This is a genomic window from Microbacterium sp. Leaf436 (assembly GCF_001424715.1).
Taxonomy (GTDB): Bacteria; Actinomycetota; Actinomycetes; order Actinomycetales; family Microbacteriaceae; genus Microbacterium.
In genome coordinates this window covers 1-20631 of the sequence record NZ_LMRB01000005.1, presented here as the reverse complement: position 1 = coordinate 20631, position 20631 = coordinate 1, and the positions used below count along the sequence as shown (strand labels likewise).

Sequence of the window (20631 nt, the reverse complement as noted above, 5' to 3'; positions counted from 1 at the left end):
ATGACATCACCGACCGAGCTCGCCGTCGTCGTCCTCGCCGCGGGTCAAGGTACCCGCATGCGGTCGCGCACCCCCAAGGTGCTGCATCCGGTCGGTGGTCGTCCGCTCGTCGGTCACGTGCTCGACACCGCGGCGTCCCTCGACCCGGCGCGCATCGTCGTGGTCGTGCGCCACGAGCGGCAGCTGGTCGCCGACACCGTCGCCGAGCTCGCCCCGGGTGTCGTCGTCGTCGATCAAGACGAGGTCCCGGGCACCGGCCGCGCGGTCGAGGCCGCGCTGGAGGCGCTCGGCGGGTTCGAGGGCGACGTGCTCGTGCTGAGCGCCGACGTGCCGCTGCTCGAGACCGGAACGCTCACCGAGCTGCTCGCCACTCACCGCACGGGAGGGTCGGCCGTCACGCTCCTGAGCGCCCGCGTCGACCAGCCGTTCGGCTACGGCCGCATCATCCGCGACGACGCCGACGGCGTCCGCCGCATCGTCGAGCAGAAAGACGCCACGGCCGACGAGGCCGCGGTCACCGAGATCAACGTGGGCGTCTACGTCTTCCAGGCAGCGCCCCTGCGCGCGCAGTTGGCGCTCGTGGGGACCGCGAACGCCCAGGGCGAGAAGTACCTCACCGACGTGATCGGGCTCCTCCGCGACGCGCAGCTCGGGGTCGCGGCATCCGTCACCCCCGATGCCTCCGCGGCCCTCGGCGTCAACGACCGCGTGCAGCTGTCAGAGGCGGGGCGCACCCTCAACGCCCGCACCGTGCGCCGGTGGCAGCTCGAGGGCGTCACCGTCGTCGACCCGGCCACGACCTGGATCGACGTCACCGCGACGCTGGCCCCCGACGTCACGATCCTGCCCAACACGCACGTGCGCGGTGCCACCGTGATCGCCTCGGGCGCCACGATCGGACCCGACACCACCCTCGTCGACTGCGAGGTGGGCGAGGACGCCACCATCACGCGCACCGATGGAACGCTCGCGGTCGTCGAAGCGGGAGCCACCGTCGGCCCCTTCGCCTACCTGCGCGCCAACGCGCGCGTCGGCGTGAACGGCAAGGTCGGCACGTTCGTCGAGGTGAAGAACTCCTCCATCGGCGAGGGCAGCAAGGTGCCCCACCTGTCGTACATCGGCGACACCGACATCGGTCGCGGGGTCAACCTCGGCGCGGGAGCGATCACCGCGAACTACGACGATCTCACCAAGCACCGCACCGTGATCGGCGACGAGGTGCACAGCGGCTCGCACAACGTCTTCGTCGCGCCGGTTACGATTGGAGACGGCGCCAAGACGGGCGCCGGCGCCGTCATCCGCAAGGACGTCCCCGCCGGTGCGCTGGCGCTCAGCGTGGCACCCCAGCGCAACATCGAGGGGTGGGTCGAGAAGAACCGACCGGGCACTGCGGCGGCCGACGTGGCCGCGCGGGCCCGGGCTGAACAGGAAGCGGCCGATGGCTCGTAAGAAGAATCGTGTAGATCTCGACCGCGACAACGGCATCGCCCCCGGCCTCGTCGCCAAGACGAAGAAGCGGCTGGTCGTCGCGTCCGGACGCTCGCACCTCGACCTCGCCGCACAGGTCACCCATCACCTGGGCACCGAACTGGCCCCCACCGAGCACCGCACCTTCGCCTCGGGCGAGATCTACACCCGCTTCGAGGTGTCGATCCGCGGGTGCGACGTCTTCGTCATCCAGTCCTTCGGGCCGCCGGTCAACGAGTGGCTCATGGAGCTGCTCATCATGCTCGACGCGCTCAAGCGCGCCTCGGCCAAGCGCATCACGGTCGTCGCTCCGTACTTCCCGTACTCGCGGCAAGACAAGAAGGGCCGCGGCCGTGAGCCGATCAGCGCCCGTCTCGTCGCCGACCTGCTGAAGACGGCCGGTGCCGACCGCATCATGAGCGTCGACCTGCACGCGGCGCAGATCCAGGGCTTCTTCGACGGCCCCGTCGACCACCTCTTCGCCAAGCCCGTGCTGCTCGAGCACTTCCAGCACACGCTCACCGGCGAAGACCGCGAGACCCTCACGGTCGTCTCGCCCGACATGGGCCGCGTGCGCGTGGCCGACACCTGGTCCGACAGCCTGGGCGCGCCGCTCGCGATCATCCACAAGCGCCGTGACCCGAAGGTCGCCAACCAGGTCTCGGTGCACGAGATCGTCGGTGACGTGAACGGCCGCACCTGCCTGCTGGTCGACGACATGATCGACACCGGCGGCACGATCCAGAAGGCCGCGCAGGCGCTCAAGGCCGCTGGTGCCCGCAAGGTCATCGTCGCCGCCACCCACGCGATCTTCAGTGACCCGGCCACCGAGCGACTGCAGGATGCCGCGATCGACGAGGTCGTCGTCACCGACACCGTCCCGCTGCCGCCCGAGCGCCGCTTCGACCGGCTCACGGTGCTGCCGATCGCGCCGCTGCTGGCCCGCGCGATCCACGAGGTCTTCGAGGACGGCTCGGTCACGAGCATGTTCGGCGGCGACGCGTAAGCGACCGTTCGAAAACCCCCGCCTGCGGTTCGAGGCGGGGGTTTTCGCGTCCTCCTTCACAGCCCGCACAAAGGTGTGAACCGGAACGCCACCAAGGTCGTGTCCCTACCGTGAGAACGAACGCGCCGCGAGGCACGACCGAAGGAGGACCCTCATGATCCGCACCACAGCCGTACCCCGTCCCGTCCGCATCGGCACCGCTCTGCTGGGCGTCGCCGGAATCGTCACCCTCGCCGGGTGCTCCGGCGGTACCACCACCACCGATGCCGCGGCCCCCGCCGAGACCAGCGCCGCGAGTGCTGCTCCCAGCGCCACCGCGAGCGCCGCCGCCGGCGGCTCGACGGCCGCGGGGACCTATACGGACGGCACGTACGAGGCCACCGGCCAGTACGCCACCCCCGAGAGCGTCGAGACCGTCGACGTCACCCTCGTCCTCGCCGGTGACACCGTCACCGACGTCACGGTGACGGGCGACCCGCAGGCGGCCGAATCGCAGCGCTACCAGGGCGAGTTCATCGGCGGTATCAAGGACGAGGTCGTCGGCAAGAAGCTCGACGAGATCTCGGTGAGCAAGGTGGCCGGTTCGTCGCTGACCAGCGGCGGATTCATGAAGGCCGTCGACACCATCAAGACCGAGGCGAAGGCCTGACCCTCGTGTCCACTCCGACCGCGACGGGCTCGACCTGGGTCTTCGACGCGATCGGCACGTCGTGGGCGATCGAGACGGCACACCCCCTGCCCCCGATCGCCCGCGACGCGGTGTCGGCCGTCGTCGAGCGTTTCGACCGGGAGTGGTCGCGATTCCGCGACGACTCGCTGGTGTCGGCCCTCGCCGAGGGCCGGGCGGCATCCGTGCCCGCCCCGGACGACGCGCACGCCATGCTCTCGATGTACGACGAGCTCGACGCCGCGACGGCCGGGGCGGTCAACCCGCTGGTCGGCGACTCGCTGGCCCGTCTGGGTTACGACGCGCGACTCACGCTCGCCCCCCGGGGTGAGCCGCAGCCCGCACCGTCGTGGCGCGACACCCTGACGTGGGGGAGCGACCAGCTCGCCCTGCGCGCACCCGCGACGATCGACGTCGGTGCCCTCGGCAAGGGGCGGCTGGTCGACCTCGTGCACGAGACCGTGCGTCGTCACGTCGACGGCGACGTCGTGGTCGACGGGTCGGGAGACCTGGCTGCGAGCGGGGCGCCGATCCGCGTCGCCCTCGAGCACCCCTACGATTCGACGCGCGCGATCGGCGTGGCCACCGTGGTCGACGGCGCGCTGTGCGCCTCGGCGATCAACCGACGCGCGTGGGGAGACGGGCTTCATCACGTCCTCGACGCCCGCACGGGAGCGCCCGTGCGCGCCTTCGCGGCGACCTGGGCGCTCGCCGACACCGCGATGCGGGCCGACGCCCTCGCGACGGCACTGTTCTTCGACGGCGGGCCCGAGCTCGCCGCCACCTGGAAGGCGCACTGGGTGCGCATGCGTACCGACGGCCGCGTGGAGTGGTCGCCCGGATTCGACGGAGAGGTCTTCTCGTGACCACCACCCTCACCGCGGGTTCCACCCGCGTGCTCGGCCTGATCGGCCGGGTCTCGATGTACCGGCTCGTGATGTTCTCACTGGGCCTTCTGGCGCTCATCGCGCTCGTGCTGTCGTTCGCCGGCCAGGTCGGTCCGCAGCCGCTCGAGATCGTCGTCAGCGCGGTGGTGCTCGCGCTCGCGTGCGCCCTCACCGATCTCGCGGCGCAGAGCCTGCTCCGGATGCCGCGCCGGCTCGAGTCCTCGCTGATCACCGCCGCGATCCTGCTGTTCGTGCTGCGGCCGACGCTGGAGCCCATCGGCCTCGCCGGTCTCGTGCTCGCGGGTGTCGTGGCATCCGCATCGAAGTACCTGCTCGCCTGGCGCGGGCGCCACATCTTCAACCCGGCCGCCACGGGAGCCGCCGTGCTGACCATCGTCAGCATCTGGGCGCCCGATCTGGGCTCCTCCGCCTGGTGGGTCGGCTCGCCGTGGATGGCGGCCCCCGTCCTCGTGCTGGGCGTGCTGCTGCTGGTGCGCACCGACAAGCTCCCCGTGGTCGTGACCTTCTGGCTCGTGGCCATGACGGTCGCTTTCGTGCGCACGACGGTGCAGTTCCAGTCGGCGGGATTCCCCGTCGATGTGCCGGCTGTGCTGCTGCAGGTCGCGTTCTCGTCGCCGTTCCTGTTCCTGGGGGCCTTCATGCTCTCGGAGCCCCTGACGCTGCCCCCGCGCCGCGCGCAGCAGTACGTCGTGGCGGTCGTGGTCGGCGTGCTGGCCGGCTGGCCGCTGGCGGTCGGCGCGATCACGCTCGGTCAGGAGCGCGCCCTGCTGATCGGAAACCTCGTGGCGTTCCTGTTGTGCCTGCGTGCCGCGGTGCGGCTGCGTGTGGAGCGGCGGCGGGACCTCACTCCCACCGTGCGCGAACTGACGTTCCACGCGGCGCGACCCTTCTCGTTCTCGCCCGGGCAGTACCTCGAGCTCGATGTGCCCCACCGTCGCCCCGACGGGCGCGGAACGCGCCGAGAGTTCTCGATCGCGTCGGCCCCCGAAGACCTGCCCGAGGTGCGCATCGCCTTCAAGGACGGTTCGCAGTCGTCGTACAAGAAGGCCCTCGCCGCGGTCGAGCCCGGCGGAACGCTCGCGGTGACCGGCGTGTGGGGCGACTTCGTGCTCCCCGCGCGCCCCACGGCGCCCGTGCTGATGGTGGCGGCCGGCATCGGCGTGACCCCGTTCGTGTCGCAGTTGCGGCACCTCGCCGCCACGGGTCAGCGTCGCGACGCGGTGCTCGCCTATGTCGTGTCGGGGTCGGACGAGCTCGCGTTCCGCGACGACATCGTCGCCAGCGGCATCCCGGTCGTGGTGTTCTCGCCCGACGAGCCGGTCGATCTGCCGACTGGGTGGGTCTGGGCGGGACCCGATCGGGTGGATGCCGAGGGGCTCCTGCGCGCCGTTCCCGACCTCGCGCAGCGTGCGGCCTACGTATCGGGCCCGCCGCGATTGATCGCGGCTCTCGCACCCGCCCTGGGGAAGGCGAAGTCGCTCACGACCGACGCGTTCGCGGGGTACTGAGCGGCCGAGGTGGCGTATGCGGCGGCGGACGGCGGGGGATCGACCCGGCCGTCCGCCGGGCTCGGTCTACAGTGAACGCGTGCCCACTCCCGACTTCGTCCTCGAGCTGCGCCGCCACGTCGGCACCATGCCCCTGCCGCTCGTCGGCGTCACCGCGGTGATCGTCCGCGGCGACGACGTCTTGCTCGGTCGCCGCAGCGACTCGGGTCGGCTCACCCCGATCACCGGCATCGTCGACCCGGGTGAGGAGCCGGCCGATGCCGCGGCGCGCGAGGCCGAGGAAGAGGCCGGCGTGCGCATCGACGTCGACCGACTGGTATGGGTGCACCAGATCCCGCGCGTGACGTACGACAACGGCGATCAGAGCGACTACCTCGACCTGGTCTTCGCCTGCACGTGGCGCTCGGGCGAGCCGGTGCCGGTCGACGGCGAGATGACCGAGGTCGGTTGGTTCGCCCTCGACGAGGTCGACGCCCTCCTCGACGCCGAGATGGCCGGGCGCGTGCGCGCCGCCCGCCAGACCGGTCCCGCGCGTTTCGAGCGCCGCGCCGACTGAGCGCGTCGGCTCACACGGGGTCGGCGGGCTTCGCGGGCAGGCGCACCTCGAAGGTCGTGTCACCGAGCGTGCTCCGCACGCCGATCGTGCCGTTGTGCGCCTCGACGATCGCGCGGGCGATCGAGAGCCCCAGACCCGTTCCGCCGGTCTTGCGGTCGCGGGAGCGATCGCCGCGGGCGAAGCGCTCGAACAACTGCGCGGCGACCGAGGGGTCGATCCCGGGGCCGTCGTCGTGCACGCGCAGTACGGCTTCGTCGCCCTCGTGGGCGACCGAGACGGCCACCACGGTGCCCGCCGGCGTGTGCGTGCGGGCGTTGGCGAGGAGGTTCGCGACGACCTGGTGCAGACGCGAGGAGTCGCCGGCGAGCTCGACCGGTTGGTCGGGCACGTCGATGGTCCAGGCGTGGTCGGGTCCGGCGGGACGCGCGTCGCCGACGGCCTCCACGGCGAGGCGGGTGAGGTCGACCGACCCGTAGACGAGCTCTTGCCCCTCGTCGAGGCGTGCCAGCAGCAGCAGGTCCTCGACGAGCGTCGTCATGCGCAGCGACTGCGCCTGGATGCGTTCGAGCGACTGCTCGGTGGTCTCGACGGCCAGCTCGATACGTTGGCGGCTCTCGTCGTCGTGCGCCTGGCGCATGGCGCGCAGTGACAGCTCCGAGAACCCGCGGATGGATGCCAGGGGCGTGCGCAGTTCGTGACTGGCATCCGCCACGAAGCGGCGCATGAGTTCCTCATTGCGCTGGCGAGCGGTCAGCGAGGCGTCGACGGTGTCGAGGAGGGAGTTGAGGGCGAGGCCGACCTGACCGATCTCGGTGTGCTCGTCGACCTGGTCGGCGGGGACGCGCTCGGTGATCGACACGTCGCCCTGGTCCATGCGCAGCGAGGCGACGCGCGTGGCGGTCTCGGCGACGGCGCGCAGGGGCTTGAGCCCCAGACGGATGACGATGGCGATGACGACGGCGAGCAGCAGCAGGCCGCCGGCGGTCACGAGGGCGACGGTGGTGAGGATGGCCCCGATGTAGCCCGTGACGTTGGACAGGGGGAGACCGACGAGGAACGCGACGCCGCCGGGCGAGCTGTAGGAGCGCACGAGGTACTCGCCGAGGTTCGGCAGGTTCACCGTCTGCGCGGCGGGATCGGTGGAGCGCAGGCTGTCGGCGATCTGCCCGAGGTCGTCGGTGGTCAGGGCCCGCGCGCCGCCGTCGCTGACCACGGCGCCGGTGAGGGAGTTGCGAGAGTTCATCACGAGCAGGGTGCCGGGGTCGCGGGGGCCCGCCTCGAGCACCTCTTCGGCCGTGCTCTGGAATCCGATCTGCGACTGCACCGACGAGGCGGCATCGGTGACCGAGGCGTCGAGGTTGTAGAAGAGGATCTGGCTGAGGATCGCGCTGGTCGAGATGCCGATCATCACGAGGATGAAGGCCACCATGCCGATGACCGCCGTCATCAGGCGCGCCTGCAGGGTCCAGGGCCGACGGAGGCGCGTGAACCTCTCACCCGCGGTCGCGGCGGGCGGCGCCGGCCGCGGGGGAATGCTCACTGGGGGGCTTTGATCATGTAGCCGACGCCGCGCACCGTGTGGATGAGCGGCTCGTGGCCGGCGTCGATCTTCTTACGCAGGTACGAGATGTACAGCTCGACGACGCTGGAGCGTCCGCCGAAGTCGTAGTTCCAGACGCGGTCGAGGATCTGCGCCTTCGACACCACGCGCCGCTGGTTGCGCATGAGGAAGCGCAGCAGCTCGAACTCGGTCGCCGTCAGCTCGATCTCGTGGCCCCCGCGCACGACCTCGTGGCTGTCTTCGTTGAGCGACAGGTCGCCGACGCGCAGGATGGGCTCGGAGTCGCGGGTGAGTGCGGTGCCCGCGCGCCGCATGAGGCCCCGGAGCCGCGCCACGACCTCTTCGAGGCTGAACGGCTTGGTGACGTAGTCGTCGCCGCCCGCGGTGAGGCCGGCGACGCGGTCGGCCACCGCGTCCTTCGCGGTGAGGAAGAGCACGGGCACGTCGTTGCCCGAGTGGCGCAGTCGCTGCAACACCGCCATGCCGTCGAGGTCGGGCATCATGATGTCGAGCACCATGGCATCCGGTTCGAAGTCGCGGGCGGCCGACAGGGCGTCGAAGCCCGACCCGGCGGTGCGCACCTCCCAGCCCTCCATGCGCAGGGCCATCGAGAGCAGATCGGTGAGCATCTGCTCGTCATCGACGACGAGCACCCGCAGGGCGCTCCCGTCGGGGCGGGTGAAGGCGGGGGCGGGGGCGGTCGCGGTCATGGAACTCATTGTGCTCGCGTATCTATGAGCTTTCTATGGCGTGGGTTATGGGAATCCTGAGAGCCGGGCAGCAGGCGCCTGAGAAGGACCAGCGCGACCACGCCGAGACCGGCCCCGAGGGTGTTCGCGACGACGTCGCGCGCATCGGCGACGCGCGTGGGAAGGAACGCCAGCTGGGCGGTCTCGATCGCGATGCTCAGCAGCAGAGCGATCACGATGCCGTGCCACCACCGCCCGCCCCAGCCGAGCACGAGCAGTCCCAGCGGGACGAACATCGCCACGTTCGAGGCGGACTCCACCACGTCGAACGTGACCCACGCGGTGGGCGGCCACGCCGCCAGCGCCCGCAGGACGGCGGTGAGGATGCCGCCCACACCGGCGTCGTAGATCGAGGGGCGCAGCGTCATCCACCAGAGACCGAACGCGTACAACGCCGAAGCGGCGACGAGCAGTGCTCGCCGCCGCTTCGAGAGGGCCCTGATCAGTGGGTGTCCTCGGCTTCGATCTCGGTGCGGTCGCCCGACCAGAGGGTGTGGAACGTGCCCTCTTTGTCGATGCGGCGGTACGTGTGCGCCCCGAAGAAGTCGCGCTGACCCTGGATGAGGGCGGCGGGCAGGCGCTCGGCGCGCAGGCCGTCGTAGTACGCCAGCGACGAGCTGAACGCGGGGGCCGGGATGCCGCTGTCGGCCGACAGCGAGACGATGTGACGCCATGCGTCCTGCGCGCGGCCCAGGGCCTCGACGAAGTACGGAGCGGTCAGCAGCACGGGCAGCTCGGGGGCGGCGTCGTAGGCCTCGGCGATGCGGTTGAGGAACTGCGCGCGGATGATGCAGCCGCCGCGCCACAGCTTCGACACGGCACCCAGGTCGATGTTCCAGTCGTACTGGGCGGCACCGGCGCGGATCTCGTCGAAGCCCTGGCTGTACGCCACGATCTTCGAGGCGTACAGCGCCAGGCGCACCTGCTCGATGAACGCGTCGGCGTCGGCGCCCGCGAGCACGTCCGTGCCCGAGGGGCCGGGGAGCTCGCGCGAGACCTCGCGCTGCTCGGGGTGGCTCGACAGCGACCGGGCGAAGGTGGCCTCGGCGATGCCCGAGACGGGGACGCCCAGGTCGAGGGCGGTCTGCACCGTCCAGGCGCCGGTGCCCTTGGCGCCGGCCTGGTCGAGGATGACGTCGACCAGGGGCTTGCCGGTGTCGGCGTCGGTCTGGCGCAGGACCTCGGCGGTGATCTCGATGAGGTACGACTCGAGCTCCCCGCGGTTCCACTCGGCGAACACGTCGGCGATCTCGGCCGGGCTCTTGCCGGTGGCGCGACGGATGAGGTCGTACGCCTCGGCGATGAGCTGCATGTCGGCGTACTCGATGCCGTTGTGCACCATCTTCACGAAGTGGCCCGCGCCGTCGTGGCCGACGTGCGCCACGCACGGCTCGCCCTCGGCGACCGCGGCGATGGACTTCAGAATGGGGCCGAGGGTGGCCCAGGCCTCGTCGGAGCCGCCGGGCATGATCGAGGGGCCGAGCAGCGCGCCCTCTTCCCCGCCCGAAACGCCCATCCCGACGTAGTTGATGCCCGTGTCGCGCACGGCCTTCTCGCGGCGGATCGTGTCGGTGAACAGGGCGTTGCCCCCGTCGACGATGATGTCGCCCGGCTCGAACACCTTCACCAGCTCGTCGATGACGAAGTCGGTGGGGCGGCCGGCCTTGACCATGATGATCGCCGTGCGCGGAACCGACAGCGACGCCGCGAAGTCGGCGTACGAGAACGAGGGGACGAATTCGGCCTCGGGGTGCGCCTCGACGAGGTGCTCGGTCTTGTCGGCGCTGCGGTTGAACACCGCGACCGTGTTGCCCTCGCGGCTGGCGAGGTTGCGCGCGAGGTTCGAGCCCATCACGGCCAGGCCCACGACGCCGATGTTGGCGCGGCCGTCGCCCTCGCCCTGGGGGCGGGAGTCGGCCTCGACGGTGGGGCGGTCCACCTCTTCGATGCCGGGCGCACCCTCGTGCACCTGGGCGGCTTCGTGAGGGGCCTGATCCTGGTCGGTCGAAGGTCCGGTCGGGGAGGGGGTCGACGTCATTCGTTGCTCCGTATTCGGGTGCGAGAAAGGGGTGGGCGAGCGCACGCGGGCTGCCGCTGCCACTGTATCGGCTCGACCGCGTGTCTCTCAGGGGGTGGCGAGGCGGAGCAGGGCGATGGCTTCGTCGACCTGCTCCTGGGGTGTCATGTCGAGGTCGATGCGGATCGCCTGCTCGTCGGCATCCGGGATCTCGAGGGTCTCGAACTGCGACGTCAGCAGCGACGGCGGCATGTAGTGGCCCTGGCGGCGCAGGAGACGTTCGAGCACGAGCTTCGGGTCGCCCATCAGCAGCACGAACGACACCTGGTCGCGCCGCAGCACGTCGCGGTAGCTGCGCTTGAGCGCCGAGCACGTGATGACGCCGGGGCGTCCGGCGGCGATCTGCCCGTCGATCCAGCCGGCGACCCGGTCGAGCCAGGGCCAGCGGTCGTCGTCGTTCAACGCGTGACCGGCCGCCATCTTGGCGACGTTCTCCTGCGGGTGCAGGTCGTCGCCCTCTTGGAAGTCCCAACCGAGGCGACCGGCGAGCATGCCGGCGACCGTGGACTTGCCGGTTCCAGCGGGTCCCATGAACACGAGGACGGGGGGAGCGGATGCCGACGACGCGGCGGGCCGTTCGGCGTCGACGTGTGCGGCAGAGGTCGGTGTGGAGGTCATCTCGGGGTTCCCTTCGCTCGGGTCAGACGAACACGCTGATCACGAGGACGCCGGCCAGGCCCGTGACCGAGATCACGCACTCCAGCACGGTCCATGTTTTCAGGGTCATCGGGATGTCGAGACCGAAGTACTCCTTGATGAGCCAGAATCCGGCGTCGTTGACGTGGCTGAGGAACACCGATCCCGCCCCGATCGCCAGAACGAGCAGCGCGGTCATGGGGGCGTCGAGGGTCTCGGTGAGCGGCTGGAGGATGCCGGCGGCGGTGATGGTCGCAACCGTCGCCGAGCCGGTCGCCACGCGGATGACCACGGCGACGAGCCAGGCGAGCAGCAGGACCGACACGCTGGAACCTGCGACGAGGTCGGCGATCACCTTGCCGATACCCGTGTCGACGAGGACCTGCTTGAAGCCTCCACCGGCGCCGACGATGAGGAGGATGCCGGCGATCGGACCGAGAGAGGAGCCGACGACGGTCGTGAGGCGGGCGCGATCGAAGCCGGCGCCGCGGCCGAGGACGACGAAGCCGACGAGCACGGCGAGCAGCAGCGCGATGATCGGCAGGCCCAGGAAGTCGATGACGACCTTCCACGCGTCGGTCGAGCCCGGCGCGACGATGTCGGCGACGGCCTTGAGCAGCATGAGGAAGACGGGTAGCAGGATGCTGCCGAGGGTGGCGGCGAACGACGGGCGTCGCGCGGGCTCGTCTCCCTTCTCCTCGGCCGAGAGGAAGAGCTCGGGGACGGGCACCGGAGCCCAGCGGGCGGCGAGGGGCGCGAACAGGGGGCCGGCGATGATGACGGCGGGGATCGCCACGATGACGCCGAAGAAGAGGGTGAGGCCGAGGTTGGCGCCGAGAGCGTCGATGGCGGCAAGGGGGCCGGGGTGCGGGGGCACGAGGCCGTGCATCGCCGAAAGGCCGGCGAGGGTGGGGATCGCGATCTTCATCAGGGCGACACCCGAGCGGCGGGCCACGAGGATGATCACGGGAACCAGCAGCACGAGGCCGACCTCGAAGAACATCGGCAGTCCGATGATCGCGCCGATGAGCCCCATGACCCACGGCAGGCTGCGCGGGGTGGCGCGGGCGACGAGGGTGTCGACGATGCGGTCCGCTCCTCCGGAGTCGGCGAGGAGCTTGCCGTAGATGGCGCCGAGGGCGACGAGGATTCCGACCCCGCCCATGGTGGATCCGAAGCCTCCGGTGAAGCTCGTCACGGTGGTGGGGATCGCCATGCCGGCCACGACACCGGTGGTCAGGGCGCCGATGGTCAGGGCGAGGAAGGGGTGCAGCTTGCCCCACGTGATCAGCACCACGATGAGCGCGACGCCCACGAGAGCGGCGGTGATGAGCTGCCCGGCGGGTGCGGCGGGACCGCTGTCGGCGGCGGCGAGCACGAGCGCGGGGGAGAGGGTGGTGATGGCCATGAGCGTCCTTGGTCCGGCGGGCGGCAGCGATGCCGCGGGTCTATTTGTCGTACATAAAAGCACAGGATGACGAATTCTGCACGACAAATATGTCTGTCAGTCCGGATGACGTCTGTCATCATCGGGGGATGACGATGGACCGTCCGCCCGTGCCGACCCTGCACGACGCACTCGTGGACCGCGTCGGCTCCGCCATCGTGCGCGGCGAGATCGCCGCGGGGTCGCGCCTGGTCACGGGCGAACTCGCCGAGGGGTCGTCACGCGGAGCTGGACGCGAGGCGGTGCGCGTGCTGCAGTCGCTGGGGCTGGTGCGGGTGCGACGCAAGACCGGCGTCGAGGTGCTGCCGGCGACGGACTGGAACGTCTACGCCCCGGAGATCATCGCCTGGCGACTCGCCGGACCCGGTCGCGACGCGCACCTGCGCGAACTCGGTGAGCTGCGCGCGGCCATCGAGCCGCTCGCGGCGCACGGGGCGGCGGTCCACGCCGACGACGCGCAGCGTCGGGAGCTCGTCTCCGCCGTCATGGAGATGGCGCGTACCGAGAACCACGCCGACGGCGGGGAGTACCTCGCGGCCGACGTGCGGTTCCACCGGACGCTGCTCTCCGCGTCGGGCAACGCGATGTTCGCCGCGCTGGGCACGGTCGTCGAATCCGTGCTCGTCGGGCGCACGCTGCACGAACTCATGCCGCACGACGCCAACCCGCACGCGGTGCGCTGGCATCAGGACGTGGCGTTCGCCGTGACCGCCGGGCGTGCTGATGAGGCCGCCGACGCGATGCGGTGGATCGTCCGCGAAGCGGACGACGCCATGCGGGGCGTGGCCCGAGAGGACTGAACGGCGTCAGTGCTTCTTGTACGCCGCCGAGCGGCCCAGGGTGAAGAGGGCGCCGACCGTGCCGACCAGGCCGACCGCGGCGATGCCGCCGATGACCCAGAGCACGACGTGAGAGAAGAAGCCGCTGTCCATGATGATCCTCCGGGTCGATTGGCCTCTCGACTCTACCGTCGTGCCCACCGAACCGACGCCGTGCGCCTCCGCGGCTCCGCACCCCCGGCGGTGCCGCACGCATCGGTGAGGGTGGTCGGGGTGGTGGCCGCGGGAGCTCGTCGAGCCCGGAACGGGCGTCGAGGAGGCCCACCTCCGGGCGGGTCGTGCCGACGGTCGCGCGCTGGTAGACTTCCGGGGAACTTCGGCGAGGGAATGCCGCGCACCGTCAGGTGCACGCGGCATCCGTGATCGACGCGGTGATGCAGGCTTCCGGCTTTCCTCACGCGATCGCGTTCGAGTCGAATCCAGACCACACACGCGCGGACCCGGTCCGCTCACAAGCTGCGGGACACGTACCCGCGAGGAGAACATCATGTCGGAAGACAACAAGGTCGTCGCGGAACTCCGCGAGAACTTCGGCAAGGGCTTCGCCCGTCGCCTCCGCGCCGCGGGCAAGATCCCGGCCGTCATCTACGGTCACGGCACCGAGCCCCAGCACGTCGCGCTGCCCGGCCACCAGGTCGCGCTGCTCATCCGTCGCGCCAACGCGCTGCTCGACCTCGACATCGCCGGCAAGGGCCAGCTCGTCCTCGTCAAGGACGTGCAGAAGGACCCCGTGCGTCAGATCATCGAGCACATCGACCTGATCGTGATCAACAAGGGCGAGAAGGTCCAGGTCGACGTGCCCGTCACGGTCGTCGGCGAGCCCTTCTCCGGCACGGTCGCCAACCTCGAGAACACCACGGTGTCGCTCGAAGTCGAGGCCACCCACATCCCCCAGAACATCGAGGTCTCGGTCGAGGGCGCCGAGGACGGCACGCAGATCACCGCCGCCGACCTGACCCTCCCCGCCGGCGCGGTTCTGGTGACCGAGCCCGACACGCTGATCATCGGCGTCTCGGTCCCCCTCGACACGCTCGCTGCCGACGAAGAGATCGCCGAAGCCGACGCAGAGGTCGCCGAGGAGCAGTCCGAAGAGGCCGAGGGCGACCAGAACTGATCTCCGGCGGGCCGCGTCACGGCCTGCCGACCACGAGGGGGCGCGTTTTCGCGCCCCCTCGTTTTCTCTGTGCGGGGTCCGAGCGCGGACCCGGAAGGATGGATGCCATGGCAGACACCTGGCTGATCGTCGGTCTCGGCAACCCCGGCCCGCGGTACGAGGCGACCCGGCACAACATCGGTCAGATGGTCATGGATGAGCTGGCATCCCGCCGCCGCGAGGCTTTCCGCGCGCACAAGGCGAACGCGCGCGTCGTCGAGACCTGGCTGCGGCCGGGCGCGGCGAAGCTCGTGCTGGCCAAGCCCAACAGCTTCATGAACGTCTCGGGCGGGCCGGTGGCCGGCCTCGCCCGGTTCTACGGCACCGAGCCCGAGCGCGTGGTCGTCGTGCACGACGAGCTCGACATCCCCTACGACACGATCAAGCTGAAGACCGGCGGGGGCCACGGCGGCCATAACGGGGTGCGCGATATCGCGAAGGCACTGGCGACGCCCGAGTTCCCCCGGGTGCGCGTGGGCATCGGCCGGCCGGTGGGGCGGCAGGATCCCGCGGACTGGGTGCTCGATCCCTTCAGCGCGACCGAGCGTCAGACGCTCCCCATCCTCGTGTCCGATGCGGCGGACGCGGTGGAGATGCTCGTCGACGAGGGCCTGGTGGCCGCGCAGCAGCGCTTCCACGCCCCCCGCAGCTGACACCGCGACCCGCGCGGGTTCGAACGACGACGGCCCCGGTCTCGAGAGATCGGGGCCGTCGATGTGTCGGTGTCACATGCTGGGCGCCACTCCCAGGCCGACCCCGCCCACGAAGGCGACGATGACGGCGATGCCGCCGAGCACGGCGATGACCACGGCGGCGATTCCCCAGCCGCGTCCGCGGTTCTTGACCGCCGCGACGATGCCCTGGATGAAGCCCCAGAGGCCGAAGATGCCGTAGACCGCGAAGGCCGTCACGCTGAGGACGGCGATCAGGATGGCGGTCTGTTCGGTACCGGGCGGGAGGGTGCTCGGGTCGATCTCGCCGCTGGCGTCGGCGTACTGCGCCAGGGAACCGCTCTGCAGGCCCGCGATGAGGGCGCAGACGATGCCGACGACCACGCCGACCATCGACGCGAGGAACGCGATGAGGCCCAGGGTCCGCGAACCCTTCGCCCCTCGGGACGACGGCGGGGGAGCGTAGGCCGGTGCGGCGGGTGCGCCGTACGCGGGCTCCGCGGCGCCGGCGCGCGCGACGGGCGGGTCGTAGGGCTCGGGGGGCGGTGGGGTGACGCTGCTCACGGTGTCCTCCTCAGGTCGGAGACGGGCCGGATCCGCCCGTCGCTCCAGTGTAGGAACGACGGCGGGGTGACCGCCCGGGCTGGACGCGCCGCGCCGGAGCACGGTAGCGGGGGCTCAGACGACCGAGCCCCCGCCCGCCGGCATCGTCGCGACTCCACCGACGACGGCGATCACGATGAACGCCGCGAACAGAAGGGGGCCGAGCACCGACACCACGATCGCCCCGATGCCGGCGCCGCGACCCGCGTCGCGGGCCGTGGCCACCACGCCCAGCACGAAGGCGATGAGGCCGATGACGGTGGCCGTCCAGAACGTGACCTCCGCGGCGAGGACCAGGTCGCGTACCGGCGAGAACACCCGCCAGTCGACCGTCGTCGAGTTCAGGAGGTCGGGGCCGACGCCCCGGGCGATGCGGAAGGCGAGGAACCCTCCGACGGCGGATGCCAGCACCGTGGCGATGAGCGACAGCAGCAGCGCCCAGGTTCCCAGGGGGCGTCCTCGACGTGCGACGGGCGGGGGAGTCAGCAGCGTGCCGGCCGGGGGCGCGACGTGCGGCGCGGCGAAGACCGGGCCGTTCGGGGCGCTCGGAGAGGACATGCGGCCACTCTACGAGAACGCCCGAGCGGACGGTGAGCCGGATCCGGGTGTCGATCACGGGCGACCACGACTGTCCAGCCGGGTCCGATGTCGGTACCCCCGCGTAGACTTCTGCGAGTGACAGTTCCCGGGATCGTGCGCGCCCTCGAGCAGGCTGAGTCGTACCGTGAGGCCGCTTCTGCGGCCTCCGCCGACCTGTCTCTCTCCCTCGTCGACGGACTCGACGCCCCCGTCATCGCGGGCCTCGTCGAACGACGCCGGGCGGCGGGTGAGCCGGGTGCCGTCCTCGTGATCACCCCGACCGGCCGACGCGCCGAGTCGCTCGGTCCGGCTCTCGAGGCCGTCCTTCCGGGTGCGCAGGTGCTCCATTTCCCCGCGTGGGAGACGCTGCCGCACGAGCGGCTCAGCCCGAGCCCCGAGACGGTCGGACGCCGCCTCGATGTGCTGCGGCGGATCGCGGCGTGGGATGGGCGGGCACCCCTCGTCGTCACGGCCTCGGTGCGCAGCGCCCTGCAGCCGCTGGCCCCCGGCCTCGGCGACGTCGAGCCGATCGAACTCGTCGTGGGCGGACGCGGTCACGAGCTCGAGTCCGTCATCATGCGCCTGGTCGAGCTGGCCTACCACCGCGTCGACATGGTCTCGCGGCGCGGCGAGTTCGCCGTGCGCGGAGGCATCCTCGACGTGTTCCCCACCGTGGCCGACCACCCCTTCCGCGTCGAGTTCTTCGGCGACGAGGTCGATCAGATCCGGGCCTTCTCGGTCGCCGACCAGCGCTCTCTGCCGGGAGACGTGGCATCCGTGTCGCTCAACCCCAGCCGCGAACTCCTTCTCACCGCCGAGGTACGCTCCCGTGCCGCCGACCTGCGCGACGGCTACCCGGGTCTGCGTCAGCTGCTCGAGAAGATGGCCGAGGGCATCCCCGCCGAGGGCATGGAGTCCCTCATCCCGGTGCTGGTCGACGACCTCGTCACCCTCGTCCACTACCTCCCGGGCGGCAGTGCGGTGGCGCTGGTCGACCCCGAGCGCTCGACGGCGCGTGCCACCACGCTGGGTGACACCAACCGCGAGTTCCTCGAGGCCGCGTGGTCGGCGGCGACCGCCGGCGCCGACACCCCCGTCGACCTCGACTCGGGCGACTTCGTCACCCTGCACGACCTGCACGAGATCTCGAGCGGACGTGGCGGCGTGTGGTGGCAGCTGAGCGCGTTCGACTCGGGCGCAGCGGATGCCGAAGACGAGGGCCTCGTGGTCGGTGATGAGTCCGCGTACCGGGTGAAGGCCGATCCCGTCCCCTCGTACCAGGGCAATGTCGACGGCGCGACGTCGCACGTCGGACAGCTCTTGGCCGACGGGTGGTCCGTGGTGGTCACCGCGTCGGGCCCCGGCATGGTCGATCGAGCGCGCGACGTGCTGGCCGAGCGCGGCATCGCGGCGCGACGCGTCGACGAGGTGCGCACGCCCCCCGAGCCGGGGGTCGCGCACGTCGTGTGCGCACCGCTGGAACGCGGATTCCACCTGCCCGAGGCGAAGTTCGCCGTCATCACCGAGACCGAGTTCTACGGTCGTTCGGTCAGCGGCGACAACCGCGGCCCGAAGAAGCTGGCGTCGCGCCGCCGCAACGTCGTCGACCCGCTGCAGCTGAAGCCGGGCGACGTGGTGGTGCACGCGACCCACGGCATCGGCAAGTTCCTCGAACTCACGCAGCGCGAGGTGTCGAGCGGCGGGCGCAACGCGGTCAAGACGACCAAGGAGTACCTCGTCCTGGAGTACGCCCCGGCCAAGCGCGGGTACCCGGGCGACAAGCTCTTCGTCCCCACCGACCAGCTCGACCTGCTGTCGAAGTACGTCGGCGGCGAGGCGCCCACGCTGTCGAAGATGGGCGGAGGCGACTGGGCCGCGGCGAAGGGGCGGGCACGCAAGGCGGTCCGTGACATCGCGGTCGAACTGGTGAAGCTGTATTCGGCGCGCATGGCGTCGAAGGGGTACGCCTTCGGACCCGACACCCCCTGGCAACGCGAGCTCGAAGAGGCCTTCCCGTTCGCCGAGACCCTCGACCAGCTGCAGACGATCGACGAGATCAAGGCCGACATGGAGAAGCCGATCCCCATGGATCGCCTGCTGTCGGGCGACGTGGGTTTCGGTAAGACCGAGGTCGCCGTGCGCGCCGCCTTCAAGGCGATCCAGGACGGCAAGCAGGTCGCCATGCTCGTGCCGACGACGCTGCTGGTCAAACAGCACCTCGAGACCTTCGCGGAGCGCTTCGCGGGCTTCCCGGTCACGGTTAGGCCGTTGTCGCGCTTCCAGAGCGACAAAGAGGCGAGGGCGACGCTGGCGGGGATCACCGACGGCACCGTCGACATGGTCATCGGAACGCACCGCATCCTCACCGAGAAGGTGCACTTCAAAGACCTCGGTCTCATGATCATCGACGAGGAGCAGCGGTTCGGCGTCGAGCACAAGGACTCTCTCAAGAAGCTCAAGACGAACGTCGACATCCTGGCCATGAGCGCCACGCCCATTCCGCGCACGCTCGAGATGGCGGTCACCGGCATTCGCGAGATGTCGACGCTGGCGACTCCGCCCGAGGACCGGCATCCGATCCTGTCGTACGTGGGTCCGCGTAACGACAAGCAGGTGGCGGCTGCCATCCGCCGCGAACTCCTGCGCGAGGGACAGATCTTCTACGTGCACAACCGCGTGTCGTCCATCCAGCGGGTCGCCGCTCATCTCTCCGAACTCGTCCCCGAGGCGCGCGTCGTGGTCGCGCACGGGCAGATGGGGGAGCACGCCCTCGAGCAGGTCGTCGACGACTTCTGGGAGCGCCGGGCCGACGTGCTCGTCTCGACGACGATCATCGAGACCGGCCTCGACATCTCGAACGCCAACACGATCATCATCGACCGGGCCGACAAGTACGGACTCTCGCAGTTGCACCAGCTGCGCGGACGCGTGGGCCGTGGGCGCGACCGGGCTTACGCGTACTTCCTGTACGACGAGATGAAGCCGCTCTCCGAGACGGCGGCCGACCGTCTCGAGACCATTGCCGTCAACAACGACCTGGGCAGCGGCATGCAGGTCGCCTTGAAAGACCTCGAGCTGCGCGGCGCGGGAAACCTGCTCGGTGCCGAACAGGCCGGGCACATCGCCGGCGTCGGGTTCGATCTGTACCTGCGCATGATCGGCGAGGCCGTGTCGACGTTCCGCGGCGAAGACGTCGACGGCCCCGCCGAGCTCCGTCTGGAGCTGCCGATCGACGCGCGTCTGCCGGAGTTCTACATCGACAGTGAGCGGTTGCGCCTCGAGGCGTACCAGAAGCTGTCGGCGGCGGCATCCGCCACGGCCAAGAACGACGCCATCGACCTGGTGGTCGAGGAGCTCCGCGACCGGTATGGCGAGCCACCGGCCGAGGTCGAGGGGCTCATCGCCGTCGCTCGACTTCGCCGGCGGGCCGCGCAAGCGGGTCTCGCCGACGTGGTCGCGATGGGGTCGAACCTGCGGGTCGCACCGGCGAACCTCGCCGACTCCATGCGGGTGCGCCTTCAGCGCCTGTACCCCAAGGCGAAGCTCGTCGCGGGGGGAGACGCCATGGTGGTTCCGCTTCCGCAGGATGCCGATGATGCGAACCTCCTCGCGTGGGTGCGTCAGCTGCTCGACGCCCTCTGGCCGCTGCCGGTCGACAAGGCCTCCGAGCCCGCGTCGGTCTGATCAGATGAGACCCGCACCCGTGACGGGGCGGGTCTCCGGGGGAGCGGCGAATCCCGCGTCATTCCGGTGATCCGGCGCCGTGACACGCCCGGGATGTGGCTGGATTCGCCGAGTCGGTGTCCCGCACGTAGTCTTTTACTTGTTCGCCCCACAGGGGAGAGCGGCTCGGCCGAAAGGCCCCGCATCCTCTCAAGTGGTGAACCACCCAGAACACACACCGAATGGTGTAACGTTCTGGTCTGGCCTTCGGCCCGCTTCTCACGACGTTGATCTTCTACAGGTCCCACGGTGAGAGACAAGGGGTCGTGGGTCGTAGGCGTGAATTGCCTCACGGGTAGGTCGAGAGATTGTTTCTGTGGGTGCGTCCGTTCCTTGAGAACTCAACAGCGTGCACTTGTCAAATGCCAATTTTATCCTCGTCGGTCTTCGGATCGCGAGAATTCCTTTGGATCAAAGTCCAATCCTCTTTTTGGGGGTTGGCATCTGGATAGTCAGTTTTGACTTCCTGTTTGGTCAGATT

General features: G+C 70.4%; 19 protein-coding genes. 10 read left to right on the top strand and 9 right to left on the bottom strand.

What is annotated here, in order from left to right; all coding sequences use genetic code 11:
• From glmU to ASG45_RS15120, 6 genes are all read left to right on the top strand, one after another.
• Positions 1-1449 carry a bifunctional UDP-N-acetylglucosamine diphosphorylase/glucosamine-1-phosphate N-acetyltransferase GlmU gene (gene glmU, locus ASG45_RS15145; protein WP_055839667.1) on the top strand — a complete coding sequence of 483 codons (1449 nt, stop codon included), beginning with the start codon at positions 1-3 and terminating at the stop codon, positions 1447-1449.
• Positions 1439-2473 carry a ribose-phosphate diphosphokinase gene (locus ASG45_RS15140; RefSeq protein WP_055839665.1) on the top strand — a complete coding sequence of 345 codons (1035 nt, stop codon included), beginning with the start codon at positions 1439-1441 and terminating at the stop codon, positions 2471-2473. Before glmU ends, ASG45_RS15140 begins: the two co-directional genes overlap by 11 nt.
• Before the next feature lie 154 nt (positions 2474-2627).
• Entirely contained in the window at positions 2628-3122 is a 495-nt protein-coding gene (locus ASG45_RS15135; protein ID WP_055839661.1) for an FMN-binding protein, read from the top strand.
• Between the two features lie 5 nt (positions 3123-3127).
• Entirely contained in the window at positions 3128-4006 is an 879-nt protein-coding gene (locus ASG45_RS15130) for an FAD:protein FMN transferase (protein WP_055839658.1), read from the top strand.
• Positions 4003-5556 carry an FAD-dependent oxidoreductase gene (locus tag ASG45_RS15125; RefSeq protein ID WP_055839655.1) on the top strand — a complete coding sequence of 518 codons (1554 nt, stop codon included), beginning with the start codon at positions 4003-4005 and terminating at the stop codon, positions 5554-5556. Before ASG45_RS15130 ends, ASG45_RS15125 begins: the two co-directional genes overlap by 4 nt.
• A 79-nt stretch (positions 5557-5635) precedes the next feature.
• The gene (locus ASG45_RS15120; protein ID WP_055839652.1) at positions 5636-6112 is read left to right on the top strand and encodes an NUDIX domain-containing protein; all 477 of its coding nucleotides are present in this window, start codon (positions 5636-5638) and stop codon (positions 6110-6112) included.
• 10 nt (positions 6113-6122) lie between these two features.
• On the opposite strand, the gene ASG45_RS15115 is transcribed toward ASG45_RS15120, so the two are convergent.
• The 6 genes from ASG45_RS15115 to ASG45_RS15090 form a co-directional block, all read right to left on the bottom strand.
• Positions 6123-7652 (bottom strand): sensor histidine kinase, encoded by a 1530-nt coding sequence (locus ASG45_RS15115; protein WP_327037596.1) that lies wholly within the window; start codon positions 7650-7652, stop codon positions 6123-6125.
• Positions 7649-8383, bottom strand: a complete 735-nt coding sequence (locus tag ASG45_RS15110) for a response regulator transcription factor (RefSeq protein ID WP_055839647.1) — start codon at positions 8381-8383, stop codon at positions 7649-7651. Before ASG45_RS15110 ends, ASG45_RS15115 begins: the two co-directional genes overlap by 4 nt.
• A 5-nt stretch (positions 8384-8388) precedes the next feature.
• Positions 8389-8814: a VanZ family protein gene (locus ASG45_RS15105; protein WP_268773622.1), complete on the bottom strand. Its 426-nt coding sequence runs from the start codon at positions 8812-8814 to the stop codon at positions 8389-8391.
• Positions 8815-8864: 50 nt separating this feature from the next.
• On the bottom strand, positions 8865-10460 hold the full coding sequence (gene gndA / locus ASG45_RS15100) for an NADP-dependent phosphogluconate dehydrogenase (protein ID WP_055839643.1): 1596 nt from the start codon (positions 10458-10460) through the stop codon (positions 8865-8867).
• 87 nt (positions 10461-10547) lie between these two features.
• Entirely contained in the window at positions 10548-11030 is a 483-nt protein-coding gene (locus tag ASG45_RS15095) for a gluconokinase (protein ID WP_055839902.1), read from the bottom strand.
• A gap of 109 nt (positions 11031-11139) precedes the next feature.
• Positions 11140-12543: a GntP family permease gene (locus tag ASG45_RS15090; RefSeq protein ID WP_055839640.1), complete on the bottom strand. Its 1404-nt coding sequence runs from the start codon at positions 12541-12543 to the stop codon at positions 11140-11142.
• A 128-nt stretch (positions 12544-12671) separates the two neighbouring features.
• Between ASG45_RS15090 and ASG45_RS15085 the strand changes: the two genes are divergently transcribed.
• A complete protein-coding gene (locus ASG45_RS15085; RefSeq protein ID WP_055839637.1) occupies positions 12672-13382 on the top strand; it encodes a FadR/GntR family transcriptional regulator in 711 nt (236 codons plus the stop codon).
• Positions 13383-13388: 6 nt separating this feature from the next.
• Here ASG45_RS15085 and ASG45_RS16735 read toward each other — a convergent pair whose 3' ends face one another.
• A complete protein-coding gene (locus tag ASG45_RS16735; protein ID WP_258027492.1) occupies positions 13389-13514 on the bottom strand; it encodes a hypothetical protein in 126 nt (41 codons plus the stop codon).
• A 394-nt stretch (positions 13515-13908) separates the two neighbouring features.
• Between ASG45_RS16735 and ASG45_RS15080 the strand changes: the two genes are divergently transcribed.
• Positions 13909-14535 (top strand): 50S ribosomal protein L25/general stress protein Ctc, encoded by a 627-nt coding sequence (locus ASG45_RS15080; protein ID WP_055839634.1) that lies wholly within the window; start codon positions 13909-13911, stop codon positions 14533-14535.
• A 107-nt stretch (positions 14536-14642) separates the two neighbouring features.
• Positions 14643-15227: an aminoacyl-tRNA hydrolase gene (pth, locus tag ASG45_RS15075; RefSeq protein ID WP_055839631.1), complete on the top strand. Its 585-nt coding sequence runs from the start codon at positions 14643-14645 to the stop codon at positions 15225-15227.
• 72 nt (positions 15228-15299) lie between these two features.
• On the opposite strand, the gene ASG45_RS15070 is transcribed toward pth, so the two are convergent.
• Entirely contained in the window at positions 15300-15809 is a 510-nt protein-coding gene (locus ASG45_RS15070) for a hypothetical protein (RefSeq protein WP_055839628.1), read from the bottom strand.
• A 114-nt stretch (positions 15810-15923) separates the two neighbouring features.
• A complete protein-coding gene (locus tag ASG45_RS15065) occupies positions 15924-16406 on the bottom strand; it encodes a hypothetical protein (protein ID WP_055839625.1) in 483 nt (160 codons plus the stop codon).
• A gap of 117 nt (positions 16407-16523) precedes the next feature.
• Between ASG45_RS15065 and mfd the strand changes: the two genes are divergently transcribed.
• Positions 16524-20111 carry a transcription-repair coupling factor gene (mfd, locus tag ASG45_RS15060; protein ID WP_055839622.1) on the top strand — a complete coding sequence of 1196 codons (3588 nt, stop codon included), beginning with the start codon at positions 16524-16526 and terminating at the stop codon, positions 20109-20111.
• Positions 20112-20631 lie beyond the last annotated feature (520 nt).

Excerpts from the sequence above, each read along its gene's own strand:
- glmU (WP_055839667.1), top strand. The coding sequence starts at position 1 with ATGACATCACCGACCGAGCTCGCCGTCGTCGTCCTCGCCGCGGGTCAA.
- ASG45_RS15140 (WP_055839665.1), top strand. The coding sequence starts at position 1,439 with ATGGCTCGTAAGAAGAATCGTGTAGATCTCGACCGCGACAACGGCATC.
- ASG45_RS15135 (WP_055839661.1), top strand. The coding sequence starts at position 2,628 with ATGATCCGCACCACAGCCGTACCCCGTCCCGTCCGCATCGGCACCGCT.
- ASG45_RS15110 (WP_055839647.1), bottom strand. The coding sequence starts at position 8,383 with ATGACCGCGACCGCCCCCGCCCCCGCCTTCACCCGCCCCGACGGGAGC.
- gndA (WP_055839643.1), bottom strand. The coding sequence starts at position 10,460 with ATGACGTCGACCCCCTCCCCGACCGGACCTTCGACCGACCAGGATCAG.
- ASG45_RS15095 (WP_055839902.1), bottom strand. The coding sequence starts at position 11,030 with ATGGGACCCGCTGGAACCGGCAAGTCCACGGTCGCCGGCATGCTCGCC.
- ASG45_RS15090 (WP_055839640.1), bottom strand. The coding sequence starts at position 12,543 with ATGGCCATCACCACCCTCTCCCCCGCGCTCGTGCTCGCCGCCGCCGAC.
- ASG45_RS15085 (WP_055839637.1), top strand. The coding sequence starts at position 12,672 with ATGACGATGGACCGTCCGCCCGTGCCGACCCTGCACGACGCACTCGTG.
- ASG45_RS16735 (WP_258027492.1), bottom strand. The coding sequence starts at position 13,514 with ATGGACAGCGGCTTCTTCTCTCACGTCGTGCTCTGGGTCATCGGCGGC.
- ASG45_RS15080 (WP_055839634.1), top strand. The coding sequence starts at position 13,909 with ATGTCGGAAGACAACAAGGTCGTCGCGGAACTCCGCGAGAACTTCGGC.
- pth (WP_055839631.1), top strand. The coding sequence starts at position 14,643 with ATGGCAGACACCTGGCTGATCGTCGGTCTCGGCAACCCCGGCCCGCGG.
- ASG45_RS15065 (WP_055839625.1), bottom strand. The coding sequence starts at position 16,406 with ATGTCCTCTCCGAGCGCCCCGAACGGCCCGGTCTTCGCCGCGCCGCAC.